At 60.3% G+C, this 14213-nt stretch carries 9 protein-coding genes; 4 read left to right on the forward strand and 5 right to left on the reverse strand.

The features are described 5' to 3' along the window. Window positions 1-47 precede the first annotated feature (47 nt). Window positions 48-1238 carry a benzoate/H(+) symporter BenE family transporter gene (locus tag ACW9JC_RS23185; protein ID WP_338585583.1) on the reverse strand — a complete coding sequence of 397 codons (1191 nt, stop codon included), beginning with the start codon at window positions 1236-1238 and terminating at the stop codon, window positions 48-50. Window positions 1239-1596: 358 nt separating this feature from the next. Here ACW9JC_RS23185 and ACW9JC_RS23190 point away from each other — a divergent pair, with 358 nt between their 5' ends. Beyond that, on the forward strand, window positions 1597-2361 hold the full coding sequence (locus ACW9JC_RS23190) for a GntR family transcriptional regulator (RefSeq protein WP_338585584.1): 765 nt from the start codon (window positions 1597-1599) through the stop codon (window positions 2359-2361). Window positions 2362-2495: 134 nt separating this feature from the next. Here ACW9JC_RS23190 and guaD read toward each other — a convergent pair whose 3' ends face one another. The 4 genes from guaD to xdhA form a co-directional block, all read right to left on the reverse strand. Continuing rightward, entirely contained in the window at window positions 2496-3800 is a 1305-nt protein-coding gene (gene guaD, locus ACW9JC_RS23195) for a guanine deaminase (protein ID WP_448106943.1), read from the reverse strand. 8 nt (window positions 3801-3808) lie between these two features. After that, the gene (xdhC, locus tag ACW9JC_RS23200) at window positions 3809-4651 is read right to left on the reverse strand and encodes a xanthine dehydrogenase accessory protein XdhC (RefSeq protein WP_457457868.1); all 843 of its coding nucleotides are present in this window, start codon (window positions 4649-4651) and stop codon (window positions 3809-3811) included. Window positions 4652-4792: 141 nt separating this feature from the next. Further along, complete coding sequence (xdhB, locus tag ACW9JC_RS23205) at window positions 4793-7192, reverse strand: xanthine dehydrogenase molybdopterin binding subunit (protein WP_457457870.1); 2400 nt, start codon at window positions 7190-7192, stop codon at window positions 4793-4795. Then, on the reverse strand, window positions 7185-8639 hold the full coding sequence (gene xdhA / locus ACW9JC_RS23210) for a xanthine dehydrogenase small subunit (protein ID WP_457457872.1): 1455 nt from the start codon (window positions 8637-8639) through the stop codon (window positions 7185-7187). The genes xdhB and xdhA overlap by 8 nt, the downstream gene beginning before the upstream one ends. A 264-nt stretch (window positions 8640-8903) precedes the next feature. Between xdhA and ACW9JC_RS23215 the strand changes: the two genes are divergently transcribed. From ACW9JC_RS23215 to zipA, 3 genes are all read left to right on the forward strand, one after another. Further along, window positions 8904-9563, forward strand: coding sequence for a GntR family transcriptional regulator (locus tag ACW9JC_RS23215; protein ID WP_416128856.1), 660 nt, complete (start codon window positions 8904-8906; stop codon window positions 9561-9563). Between the two features lie 2 nt (window positions 9564-9565). Continuing rightward, window positions 9566-13054: a chromosome segregation protein SMC gene (smc, locus tag ACW9JC_RS23220; protein ID WP_457457874.1), complete on the forward strand. Its 3489-nt coding sequence runs from the start codon at window positions 9566-9568 to the stop codon at window positions 13052-13054. A 257-nt stretch (window positions 13055-13311) separates the two neighbouring features. Then, window positions 13312-14163, forward strand: coding sequence for a cell division protein ZipA (zipA, locus tag ACW9JC_RS23225; RefSeq protein WP_338585591.1), 852 nt, complete (start codon window positions 13312-13314; stop codon window positions 14161-14163). Window positions 14164-14213: the final 50 nt, after the last annotated feature.

Below are 14213 nucleotides of genomic sequence, written 5' to 3' on the forward strand. Positions count from 1 at the left end.
ATGCGATCTCCTGTAGGAGCTGTCGAGTGCAACGAGGCTGCGATCTTTCAGCTTTTACGCCAGTTCAAAATCAGCAAAGTCACCACCCCCGCCACAATCCCCCAGAACGCCGAACCGATGGAAAACAGCGTCAGCCCCGATGCCGTGACCATGAAGGTGATCAGCGCCGCTTCACGTTCCTTCACTTCACTCATGGCAATGCTCAGGCCATTGATGATCGAGCCGAACAGCGCCAGTGCGGCAATCGACAGCACCAGTTCCTTGGGCAACGCGGCAAACAGCGCCGCCAACGTTGCGCCGAACACCCCGGCGATCCCGTAGAAAATCCCGCACCACACCGCCGCCGTGTAGCGTTTGCTGCGATCTTCATGGGCATGCGGCCCGGTGCAGATCGCCGCGCTGATGGCGGCCAGGTTGATCCCGTGGGAGCCGAACGGCGCCAGCAGCAAAGAGGCGATGCCGGTGGTGGTGATCAGCGGCGAGGCCGGCACGCTGTAGCCGTCGGCGCGTAGCACGGCGATGCCCGGCATGTTTTGCGAAGTCATCGCCACCACGAACAGCGGGATGCCGATGCTGATTGTTGCGGCCAGGGAAAAGTGCGGGGTGGTCCAGACCGGCGTCGCGACTTCCAGATGGAAACCGCTGAAGTCCAGCAACCCCATGAGCCCCGACAGCGCCGTGCCGATCAACAACGCGCCCAATACCGCATAGCGCGGAGACAGGCGCTTGATTACCAGGTAAGTGAAGAACATGCCCAGCACCAGCGCGGTGCGGTGCTGGGCGGCGACGAAGATTTCGCTGCCGATCTTGAACAGAATCCCCGCCAGCAATGCCGCCGCCAAGGACGCCGGGATCTTTTTCACCAGTCGCTCGAAACTGCCGGTCAGCCCGCAAATAGTCACCAGCACCGCGCAGGTAATATAGGCGCCGATGGCTTCGCCGTAACTGACGCCGCCCAGGCTGGTGATCAGCAGCGCCGCGCCCGGAGTCGACCAGGCAATGGTGATCGGCGTGCGATAGCGCAGCGACAGGCCGATCGAGCACACCGCCATGCCGATGGAAATCGCCCAGATCCACGAGGAAATCTGCCCGCTGGTCAGGCCCGCCGCTTGTCCGGCCTGAAACATCAGGACCAGGGAACTGGTGTAGCCGGTCATCATGGCTATGAAGCCGGCGACAATGGCCGAAGGTGAAGTGTCGGCCCATGGGCGCAGGCGGGTTTGCGTGGCGTCGTTCATGACAGCGCTGTTCCTTGATACGTATGAAAATGTCCGCCGCAACACTGAAACTGTAGGAGCCGGCTTGCTCGCGATGGCGGAGAATCAGTCGACATGAATGTTGAATGTCAAACCGCTATCGCGAGCAAGCTCGGCTCCTACAAGAGGTCGTGCCAATCCCACGGATACTGCGTTAAAGCCTAAACTCAAAAGTAACCGAACGTTGCTATACAGCAGAAGCGACAAACAGCCATACAGTCGTGTTGCCACTAACCATTGTGTACAATCGCAGTGTTTTTTACGCGATACTTGCCAGCGACCCACTGTGCCGTATTACAGTCACGGTCAATTCGCCGCAGTTCTCCCGACTCGAGTGCCCATGAACGAACAGTTGCAGCCCCTAAAGAAACAACCGCGAGCAGGCAAAGCCGGCCGTAGCGGTACCCAGGACGATATTGTCTACGCGCATATCTTCGAGGCCATCCTCGAACAGCGTCTGGCGCCCGGCACCAAGTTGAGCGAAGAAGCGCTGGGGGAAATTTTTGGGGTCAGCCGCACCATCATTCGCCGCGCGTTGTCGCGCCTGGCCCATGAAGGCGTGGTGTTGCTGCGTCCGAATCGCGGCGCCGTGGTCGCCAGCCCGAGCGTGGAAGAAGCCCGTCAGGTGTTCATGGCCCGCCGTCTGGTGGAGCGCGCGATCACCGAACTGGCCGTGCTACACGCGACCGCCGAGCAGATCGCCGAATTGCGCCAGATGGTCAACGACGAACGCGACAGCTTCTCCCGTGGCGATCGCGGCGCCGGCATCCGTCTGTCGGGCGAATTCCACCTGAAACTGGCCGAAGCGGCGAAAAACGCGCCGCTGATCAGCTTCCAGCGCAGCCTCGTATCCCAGACGTCGCTGATCATCGCCCAGTACGAAAGCGGCAACCGTTCCCACTGCTCCTACGACGAGCACACCCAGTTGATCGACGCCATCGAAAAGCGTGACGGTGAACTGGCGGTGAACCTGATGATGCATCACATGGATCACATCGACAGCAAACTCAACCTCGACGAAGAAAGTGCGTCGGATGATCTGCATGCGGTGTTCTCGCATTTGTTGCAGACCAAGAAGCCAGGGCGCTCGCCGGCCAAGCTCTGAAGGATCGCAGCTCCTACAGAGGAATGCGCTCCCTGTAGGAGCTGCCGCAGGCTGCGATCTTTTGATCTTTCTGGCAGGCAATAAAAATCCCCCGGACTGAAAAGTGCGGGGGATTTTTTATGCCCGAAGAAAACTCAGCGCTGATGCACCAGATTCCCCGCCGCATACGTCTGCTGCACGGTCCGGTCATCCCCCAGCGTCATCAACACAAACAACGACTCAGCGATGTTGTTGGCCTGTTTCAGGCGATAGCTCAGCAGCGGCGTGGCGTTGTAGTCCAGCACCAGGAAGTCGGCGTCGGTGCCCGGTTGCAGGTTACCGATCTTGTCCTCAAGACGCAGCGCCCGCGCGCCGCCGAGGGTCGCCAGGTACAGCGACTTGAACGGACTCAAGCGCGCACCTTGCAGTTGCATCACCTTGTAGGCTTCGTTAAGGGTTTGCAGCAGCGAGAAACTGGTGCCGCCACCGACGTCGGTGCCGATGCCGACATTGAGCTTGTGCTTCTCGGCCATCGGCAGGTTGAACAGGCCGCTGCCGAGGAAGAAGTTCGAGGTCGGGCAGAAGGAGATGGCCGAACCGGTTTCCGCCAGGCGCGCGCACTCGTCGTCGCACAGGTGCACGCCGTGGGCGAACACCGAGCGCTCGCCGAGCAACTGGTAGTGATCGTAGACGTCCAGGTAGCCCTTGCGCTCCGGGAACAGCTCCTTGACCCACTCGATTTCCTTGAGGTTTTCGCTGATGTGGGTCTGCATGTACAGATCCGGGTATTCAGTCAGCAACTGGCCGGCGAGAGTCAATTGTTCCGGGGTGCTGGTCGGCGCAAAACGCGGGGTCACCGCATAGTGCAAGCGGCCCTTGCCGTGCCAGCGTTCGATCAGCGCCTTGCTTTCGACGTAGCTGGATTCGGCGGTGTCGGTCAGGTAGTCGGGGGCGTTGCGGTCCATCATCACCTTGCCGGCGATCATGCGCAGGTCGAGCTGCTCGGCGGCTTCGAAGAACGAGTTCACCGATTGCGGATGCACGCTGCCGAACACCAGCGCAGTGGTGGTGCCGTTGCGCAGCAGTTCCTTGATGAAAATGTCTGCGACTTCGTCGGCGTGGGCCTTATCGGCGAACTGACTTTCGCACGGGAAGGTGTAGGTGTTGAGCCAGTCCAGCAGTTGCTCGCCGTAGGCACCGACCATGCCGGTTTGTGGCAAGTGGATATGGGTGTCGATGAAGCCGGGGGTGATCAGCGCGTCCTGATAATGGGTAATTTCAATGTCTGCGGGCAGGGTCGGCAGCAATTCGCTGGCGTGGCCAAGGGCGCTGATTTTGCCGTTATCGACCACCAGCAAACCGTCTTCGAAATACTCGTACGAGGCTTCGATACCCACTTCGGCAGGGTCGGCGATGCTGTGCAGGATGGCGGCGCGGTAGGCTTTGCGAGTCAGAGGCATGAGAATTCTCAGTTAGAGGCTTGGCTGCGGCGTGAGGCAGGCAGCAGTTTGGCAATCGATCCGGCGCTGGAAGTTTGCTGGCCGAAATTCGCGTTATAGGTGGCGATGATTTCGCCGGCGATGGAGATGGCGATTTCCACAGGCAACTTGCCTTTGACTTCGCCGATGCCCATCGGGCAGCGCATGCGTTGCACGACGCTGCTGTCGAAACCGCGATCGCGCAGGCGATGTTCGAACTTCACCCGTTTGGTCTTCGAGCCGATCAGGCCGAAGTAGGCGAAGTCGTTGCGCTTGAGGATCGCGGCGGTGAGTTCGAGGTCGAGTTGGTGGTTGTGAGTCATCACGATGCAATAGCTGCCGACCGGCAGATCATCGATTTCATCCACAGGCTCTTCGGAAACGATTTTGCGCACGCCGTGGGGGATCTGCTCGGGAAACTCTTCTTCCCGCGAGTCGATCCAGCGCACCCGGCAGGGCAGGCCAGCGAGCAATGGCACCAGCGCGCGGCCGACGTGACCGGCGCCGAACACGGCGATCTGCGCTTGCACCTGACCCATCGGTTCGAACAGCAAAACGGTCGCGCCGCCGCAGCACTGGCCGAGGCTGGCGCCGAGGCTGAAGCGCTCCAGATGCGTGTCCTGCTTGCCGCTGGCGAGCATGTCGCGGGCGATCTGCATGGCCTTGTATTCCAGGTGTCCGCCACCGATGGTGTCGAAAGTCTGGCGAGCACTGATGACCATCTTCGAACCGGCATTGCGCGGCGTCGAGCCGAGCTCTTCGATGATAGTCACCAACACGCAGGGCTCACCCTGGTTTTGCAGGTCGGCGAGGGCGTCGATCCAGTTGTACATAAACACCTCAACATCTCTGTTGTCAGTTCGGGCCTCATCGCTGGCAAGCCAGCTCCCACAGGATTTGAGTTGATCCAAACTCTGTGGACACCACAAACCACTGTGGGAGCTGGCTTGCCAGCGATGGCCGCGCCTCGGTCTTTAGAGCGAAGCCAACTCGACTTCGGTTTCGACAGCTTTCGCCACCTTCAACTGGCGCATCTGCTCACAACCCCACAACACCCGCTCCGGCGTCGCCGGTGCGTCGATTTTCGGTTGATGCTTGTAGTCACCGAGACTGGCCACGGCGTCCTTGATCGCACACCACGCGGCGATGCCGAGCATGAACGGCGGTTCGCCCACGGCCTTGGAATGGAACACCGTGTCTTCCGGGTTCTTGCGGTTTTCCACCAGCTTCACCCGCAGGTCCAGCGGCATGTCGGCCACGGCCGGGATCTTGTAGCTGGCCGGGCCGTTGGTCATCAGCTTGCCTTTGTTGTTCCACACCAGTTCTTCCATGGTCAGCCAACCCATGCCCTGGATGAAACCGCCCTCGACCTGGCCGATGTCGATGGCCGGGTTCAGCGAGGCGCCGACGTCATGAAGGATGTCGGTGCGCAGCATCTTGTATTCGCCGGTCAGGGTATCGACCAGCACTTCGCAGCACGCCGCGCCAAAGGCGAAGTAGTAGAACGGACGGCCACGGGCCTGGCTACGGTCGTAGTAGATTTTCGGGGTCTTGTAGAACCCGGTGCTCGACAGCGACACCTGAGCGAAATACGCCTGCTGAATAAGTGCTTCGAAAGTCAGGATGTGATCGCGAACCCGCACATGGCCGTTATGGAATTCGACGTCTTCTTCGGTGACTTTGTACTGACGCGCAGCAAATTCGACGAGGCGTTTCTTGATGATTTCCGCCGCGTTCTGCGCCGCCTTGCCGTTCAAGTCGGCGCCGCTGGACGCGGCGGTCGGCGAGGTGTTCGGCACCTTGTCTGTGTTGGTCGCGGTGATCTGCACGCGGTCCATTTCCACCTGGAACACTTCGGCCACGACCTGCGCGACTTTGGTGTTCAGGCCCTGGCCCATTTCGGTGCCGCCGTGGTTCAAGTGGATGCTGCCGTCGGTGTAGACGTGCACCAGCGCACCGGCCTGATTGAGGAAACTCGCTGTGAAGGAAATGCCGAATTTTACCGGGGTCAGCGCCAGGCCTTTTTTCAGGATCGGGCTGTTGGCGTTGTAGCGACGAATCGCTTCGCGGCGCTCGGCGTACTGGCTGCTTTCTTCCAGTTCGGCGGTCATCTCTTCGAGCATGTTGTGCTCGACGGTCTGGTAGTAATGGGTGACGTTGCGCTCGGTCTTGCCGTAGTAGTTGGCCTTGCGCACCGTGAGCGGGTCGAGGGCCAGATGGCGCGAGATGGCGTCCATCACTTCTTCGATGGCGACCATGCCTTGCGGGCCACCGAAACCACGGTAGGCGGTGTTCGACGCGGTGTTGGTCTTGCAGCGGTGACCGTTGATAGTCGCGTCGCCCAGGTAATACGAGTTGTCCGAGTGGAACATCGCGCGGTCGACAATCGAGGCCGACAGGTCCGGCGAGCAACCGCAGTTGCCGGCCAATTCCAGGTTGATGCCGTGCAGACGACCGGTGCTGTCAAAGCCCACGTCGTACTCGACGTAGAACGGGTGACGCTTGCCGGTCATCAGCATGTCTTCAACGCGGGGCAGGCGCATCTTGGTCGGCTGGCCGGTGAGGTGCGCGATCACCGCGCACAAACAGGCCGGGCTCGCTGCCTGGGTTTCCTTGCCACCGAAACCTCCGCCCATGCGGCGCATGTCGACGACGATCTTGTTCATCGACACGTCCAGCACTTCGGCCACCAGCTTCTGCACTTCGGTGGGATTCTGCGTGGAGCAGTAGACGATCATGCCGCCGTCTTCGGTCGGCATCACCGAAGAGATCTGGGTTTCGAGGTAGAAGTGTTCCTGGCCGCCGATGTGCAGGGTGCCCTGGATGCGATGTTCGGCAGTCGCCAGCGCCGTGGCCGAATCGCCACGTTGATGGGTGTGACTGTCGAGCACGAAGTGGCGCTTGCGCAGGGCTTCGACCACGTCCAGCACCGGCTCCAGATCTTCGTATTCGATGATCGCGGCCATGGCTGCCTTGCGTGCGGTTTCCAGGTCTTTCGCCGCGACGGCGATCACTGGTTGACCGACAAATTCCACGGTGTCGATGGCCAGCAGCGGATCGCCCGGCAGCAACGGACCGATGTCTTTCAGGCCTGGCACGTCTTCGTGGGTGATGGCGATGCGCACGCCTTCAAAGGCGTAGCAGGGCGAGGTGTCGATGCTGATGATTTTCGCGTGGGCGCGGTCCGAAAGACGCGCATAAACGTGCAGCTGGTTCGGAAACTCCAGGCGATCATCGATGTACTGCGCTTCGCCGGACACATGCTTGGCGGCGCTGTCGTGCTTGACGCTGCGGCCGACACCGGTGGTCAGGTCCTTGGCGAACAGTTCAGCCAGTTCGGCCTGGGTCTTCTCTACGGCGTGATGATTAGACATAAGCGGTCACCCGAGTCTCGATGTGCGGTGTTTGCAGTTCGATGAAGTATTTGCGCAGCAGGTTCTGCGCGCTGAGCAGGCGATATTCCTTGCTGGCGCGGAAGTCCGAGAGCGGCGTGAAATCTTCAGCCAAAGCGGCGCAGGCGCGTTCAATCGTGGCGTGGTTGAACGGCGCACCGATCAGCGCGGTTTCGCAGCTGTTGGCGCGTTTTGGAATGGCCGCCATGCCGCCGAAGGCCACGCGGGCATCGGCGATCACGCCATTGTCGAGGCGGATGTTGAAGGCGGCGCACACCGCAGAAATATCATCGTCCAGACGCTTGGAAACTTTGTAGGCGCGGAACAATTGTTCAACGCTGGCACGCGGCACGATGATCTTTTCGATGAACTCGCTTTCCTGACGCGCGGTCACGCGGTAATCGATGAAGTAGTCTTCCAGCGCCATGGTGCGGCGGGTTTCGCCCTTGCACAGGACGATTTGCGCGCCGAGGGCGATCAGCAGCGGAGGCGAGTCACCGATTGGCGAGGCGTTGCCGATGTTGCCGCCCAGGGTGCCCTGGTTGCGGATCTGCAAGGAGGCGAAGCGGTGCAGCAATTCACCGAAGTCCGGGTACTCGGCGTTCAAGGCCTCGTAGCAATCGGAAAGGGACGTGGCGGCGCCGATTTCCAGGCGATCGTCAAAGCGCTCGATGCGCTTCATCTCGGCGACGTTGCCGACGTAGATCATCACCGGCAGGGTACGGTGGAACTGAGTGACTTCCAGCGCCAGGTCCGTACCGCCGGCCAGCAGGCGGGCTTGTGGATAAGCGTCGTAGAGATCGGCCAGATCGGCCACGGTCAGCGGCACCAGGCAGCGCTTGTCGCCGCTGTTCAGTTCCCCGATGTCGGTAGGCGCGATGGCTTTGAGGCGCGCGATGGTTTCGGCTTCACGGGCATCGAACTGATCCGGTTTTTTGCCGCAGCAGGACTGCTCGGCGGCTTCCAGGATCGGGCGGTAGCCGGTGCAGCGGCAGAGGTTGCCGGCCAGCGCTTCGTGAGCCTTGGCATGATCCGGTGCATCGCTGTTCTTTTGCAGGGCAAACAGCGACATCACGAAACCGGGAGTGCAGAAGCCGCACTGCGAGCCGTGGCACTCGACCATGGCTTTCTGCACGCTGTGCAGTTCGCCTTTGTGCTTGAGGTCTTCAACGCTGATGAGCTGTTTGCCGTGCAGCGACGAAACGAACGTCAGGCACGAGTTGAGGCTGCGATAGCGAATGTGTTCGCGACCATCATCATCGGTCTGCAATTCGCCAACCACCACGGTGCACGCGCCACAGTCACCGCTGGCGCAGCCTTCTTTGGTGCCGGGTTTGCCCACATGGTCGCGCAGATAATTGAGCACGGTCAGGTTCGGGTCCAGGGCGTGCTCGCTACGGAGTTCCTGGTTTAGTAAAAACTGGATCACGGAAGGCCTCGCAGACTCATTATTGTTGTTAACCGATGTGACCGAATTTAGCAGGTCTGACTTTTCGGTCAATGATTTTCTGACTTAAAGGTCAGGAAAATGCAATTTGTCGACTAACAACATGTTTCTTCATTATTGACCCTCGCGGGCTTGCCTGCTTTTTGCTTGAATCGTGCCAAAACCCCCGGTAGGGCTCTGCGCCATGACGTATCAATTGCGCTACACTGCGCCGCTTGTGCAGATCGAAGAGTTTGAAGGACAACCATGACGTTCAAGGCGCCGGACAGCCTCGCCGAGCAAATCGCTCACCACCTCGCCGAACGCATCATTCGCGGCGAAATGAAGCCCGGGGAGCGCATCCAGGAACAGAAGGTCACGCAGGCGCTCGACGTCAGCCGCGGTTCGGTCCGCGAGGCTTTGCTGATCCTTGAGCGTCGCCACCTGATCGCGATCCTGCCGCGACGTGGGGCCCATGTGACGGAACTCACCCCGCACAAGGTGCAGAGCCTGTGCACGCTGATGAGCGAGATGTACATCCTGCTCGCCAACGCCGTGGCCACTGGCTGGAAAGTCCAGGCCGACCTGGCGCCGTTCGTGCAGATTCAGCAGCGCCTGACCGCCAGCTACGAGCGCCAGGACATCCATACCTTCGTCGACGACAGTTTCAGCGTGATGCGCGCCACGTATGGGTTCGCCAACAATCCGTATTTGCAGGAAACCGTCGAGAATCTGCAGCCGGCCATGAGCCGTGCCTATTTCCTTGCCCTGGACCAGCGCAAGGCCTCGATGAGCGAGTACCTGGAACTGTTCGAGCGCCTGCTCGCCGCCGTAATTGCCCGTGACTTTCCACAGATTCGCGAAGTGCTGACCGCCTATGGCCAGCGCAGCTGCGATCTGGTGATCTCCGCCCTGACGGACGCCTGATCTTGCGGCTCAAGTGCATCAAGCTGGCGGGGTTCAAGTCCTTCGTCGATCCGACCACGGTGAACTTCCCCAGCAACATGGCGGCGGTGGTCGGGCCCAATGGTTGCGGCAAGTCGAACATCATCGACGCCGTACGCTGGGTGATGGGCGAGAGCTCGGCCAAGAACCTGCGCGGCGAGTCGATGACCGACGTCATCTTCAACGGTTCGACCAGCCGCAAACCGGTGAGCCAGGCGAGTATCGAGCTGGTCTTCGATAACTCCGACGGCACCTTGCTCGGTGAATTCGCCGCTTATGCGGAAATTTCCATTCGCCGCAAAGTCACCCGCGACAGCCAGACCACTTATTACCTCAACGGCACCAAATGCCGTCGCCGCGATATCACCGACATCTTCCTCGGCACCGGTCTCGGCCCGCGCAGCTACTCGATCATCGAGCAGGGGATGATCTCCAAGCTGATCGAGTCCAAACCGGAAGACCTGCGCAACTTCATCGAAGAAGCGGCGGGCATCTCCAAGTACAAGGAGCGTCGGCGCGAGACCGAAAACCGCATCCGCCGCACCCACGAAAACCTGGAACGCCTGACTGACCTGCGCGAAGAGCTTGAGCGTCAACTCGAACGCTTGCACCGCCAGGCCGAGGCCGCCAAGAAGTATCAGGAATACAAGGGCGAAGAGCGTCAGCTCAAGGCCCAGTTGTCGGCGCTACGTTGGCAGGACCTGAACGATCAGGTCGGTCAACGCGAAGCGATCATCGGCACCCAGGAAATCAGTTTCGAAGCCTTGGTGGCCGAGCAGCGCAACGCCGATGCCAGCATCGAACGCCTGCGCGACGGGCACCATGATCTGTCCGAGCGCTTCAATCTGGTGCAGGGGCGCTTCTATTCGGTCGGCGGCGACATCGCCCGGGTCGAGCAGAGCATCCAGCACGGCCAGCAGCGCTTGCGTCAGTTGCAGGACGATTTGAAAGAAGCCGAGCGTGCGCGCCTGGAAACCGAATCGCACCTGGGCCACGACCGCACATTGCTGCTGACCCTCGGCGAAGAGCTGGACATGCTCACGCCGGAGCAGGAGGTCACCAGCGCTGCCGCCGAAGAAGCCGCCGCCGCGCTGGAAGAATCCGAAACCACCATGCACGGCTGGCAGGAGCAGTGGGACACCTTCAACCTCACTGCCGCCGAGCCGCGCCGTCAGGCTGAAGTGCAGCAGTCGCGGATTCAGCAGCTGGAAACCAGCATGGAGCGCCTGGCCGATCGTCAGAAGCGTCTCGGCGAAGAGCGGGCCTTGCTCTCGGCAGACCCGGAAGACGCGGCGATCATGGAACTCAGCGAGCAGCTCGCTGAGTCCGAGGCGACCCTCGAAGACTTGCAGACCAGTGAAGAAGCTCAAGTTGAAAAGCTTGAGCAACTGCGCCAGCAATTGCAGCAGACGCTGACGGCGCAGCAACAGGCCCAAGGCGATTTGCAGCGACTCAATGGGCGTCTGGCCTCGCTGGAAGCCCTGCAGCAAGCCGCGCTCGATCCGGGCACCGGCACCGCCGAATGGTTACGCGAACAAAACCTGGCGAATCGCCCGCGTCTGGCCGAAGGCCTGAAGGTAGAGGCCGGTTGGGAGCTGGCGGTGGAAACCGTACTCGGCGCCGATCTGCAAGCGGTGCTGGTGGATGACTTCAATGATTTCGATCTGGCCGGATTTGCCCAAGGCGATTTGCGTTTGCTCAGCCCCTCTGGCGATGGTGTGCGAGTGCCCGGCAGCCTGCTCGACAAGGTCGAGGCGCAGATCGATCTGTCGCCCTGGCTGGGCCAGGTCAAACCGGTGGAAAGCCTCGAACAGGCGCTGGCCCTGCGCAATCAACTGGCTGTCGGTCAGAGCTTGATCAGCCGCGACGGTTACTGGGTCGGCCGGCATTTCCTGCGGGTGCGACGGGCCAGTGAAGCGGAAAGCGGCGTGCTGGCCCGGGGTCAGGAAATCCAGCAACTGAGCCTTGAGCGCGAAGAGCGTGAAGCCGCCGTCGAAACCCTGGAAAGCCAATTGCAAAACCTGCGCGCGCAACAGCGTCAGCAGGAAAACGGCCGCGAGCATTTACGTCGTTTGCTGCAAGACGAAGCCCGCCAGCAAGGTGAATTGAAAGCCCAGTTGTCGGCCGGTAAAGCCAAGGCCGAACAGTTGACCCTGCGCCGCACTCGTCTCGACGAAGAGCTCACCGAGCTGGACGAACAGCGCACTCTGGAACACGAAAGCATCGGCGAAGCGCGCCTGCAATTGCAGGAAGCTCTCGACAGCATGGCGCTGGATACCGAGCAACGTGAGTTGCTGCTGGCCCAGCGCGACAGCCTGCGCGAGCGCCTTGACCGGGTGCGTCAGGAAGCGCGGCAGCACAAGGATCACGCCCATCAACTGGCGGTACGTTTGGGCTCGCTCAAAGCGCAGCACGATTCGACGCGTCAGGCGCTGGAGCGTCTGGAAATGCAGTCCGAACGCCTGACCGAAAAGCGCGAGCAGCTGAGCCTCAACCTGGAAGAGGGCGAGGCGCCGCTGGAAGAACTGCGCTTGAAACTTGAAGAGCTGCTCGACAAACGCATGACCGTCGACGAAGAACTCAAGACCGCGCAGATCGCCCTGGAAGACGCCGACCGTGAACTGCGCGATGCCGAGAAACGCCGTAATCAGGCTGAGCAGCAATCGCAGCTGATCCGCGGTCAACTTGAACAGCAACGCATGGAATGGCAAGCCCTGACCGTGCGCCGCAAAGCCTTGCAGGATCAGTTGCTGGAAGACGGCTACGATCTGCACGGCGTGCTCGCCACACTGACCGCCGAGGCCAGCGAAAAAGCCGCCGAGGAGGAACTTGAGCGCATTGCCGCACGGATTGCGCGCCTCGGCGCGATCAACCTCGCGGCCATCGACGAATACCAGCAACAATCCGAGCGTAAACGTTATCTGGATGCGCAAAACGACGATCTGGTGGAAGCACTGGAGACGCTGGAAAACGTGATTCGCAAGATCGACAAGGAAACTCGTAACCGTTTCAAAGATACCTTTGATCAGATCAATGGCGGTTTACAGGCGCTTTTCCCAAAAGTTTTCGGTGGAGGCCGCGCCTATTTGGAACTGACGGGCGAAGATCTACTCGATACAGGGGTGACGATCATGGCGCAGCCGCCAGGAAAGAAGAACAGCACCATCCATTTGCTCTCCGGTGGCGAAAAAGCCCTGACCGCATTGGCACTGGTTTTTGCGATCTTCAAGTTGAACCCGGCGCCGTTCTGCATGCTCGATGAAGTTGACGCACCCTTGGATGACGCTAACGTTGGACGCTATGCACGACTGGTCAAGGAGATGTCGCAGACGGTGCAGTTCATCTACATCACCCACAACAAGATCGCCATGGAAATGGCCGATCAACTGATGGGGGTGACGATGCACGAGCCCGGCTGTTCGCGTCTGGTGGCGGTGGATGTCGAAGAGGCGATGGCGATGGTGGATGCCTGATTCGGCACTTGTAGGGGAGGTATTTGTAGTCCGTAGGACTTTTTTACTTGCTTCGACTTGCTGGCCAATCGACATATTCGCGTAAGCCGGGCGGTAGACGGTGTAAAGTTGCCTTTGGTCGTGCTAGTTTAATGTCAATTTTTCGTATACGTGGGCAAAACGCCTGTCAGAACATAGAGTTGGCGCCACGTTTTAAAGCGGTTTACAGGTTGTAAACCCCTTATTTTTCAGCATTTTTTATAGAGGCACGGGATTACATGGAAATCGGTCTGCGCGAGTGGCTGATCGTCATCGGCATTATTGTCATTGCCGGTATTCTTTTTGATGGCTGGCGCCGGATGCGCGGCGGCAAGGGAAAACTGAAATTCCGTCTTGATCGAAGTCTGTCCAACCTGCCGGACGAGGACACCAGCGCCGAGCTGTTGGGCCCGCCTCGCGTGTTGGATACGCATAAAGAGCCGCAACTGGACGAGCATGATCTGCCGTCGGTGAGCATGCCGGCACGCGAGCCTCGTGAGTCGGGCAAGCGTGGCAAGCGTGGCCATGGCGAACCTTCCCAAGGCGACATGAACCTCAGCCTGGATCTGGACGGCGGCCCGAGCTTCAGCAGCCGCGACGGCGATTTCGACGACGATGCCAAGCCTTCGCCAGCGGTCAACGACAAGGACCAGCCGCAGGCCGAAGAAGTTCTGGTGATCAGTGTGATCTGCCGCGACGCGGCCGGCTTCAAAGGCCCGGCGTTGTTGCAGAACATTCTGGAGAGCGGTCTGCGCTTTGGTGAGATGGACATTTTCCACCGTCACGAAAGCATGGCGGGCAATGGTGAAGTCCTGTTCTCCATGGCCAACGCGGTCAAACCGGGTGTTTTCGACCTGGACGACATCGACCACTTCAGCACCCCGGCGGTGAGCTTCTTCCTCGGTCTGCCAGGCCCGCGTCATCCGAAGCAAGCCTTCGACGTGATGGTTGCCGCAGCGCGCAAGCTGTCGCAAGAGCTGAACGGCGAACTGAAGGACGACCAGCGCAGCGTGCTGACCGCCCAGACGATCGAGCATTACCGTCAGCGCATCGTTGAGTTCGAGCGTCGTGCACTGACCCAGAAGCGCTAAGATCAAACGATCGCAGCCTCGTTGCACTCGACAGCTCCTACAGTAATCGC

It is taken from the genome of Pseudomonas sp. SDO5591_S426, from assembly GCF_054070755.1.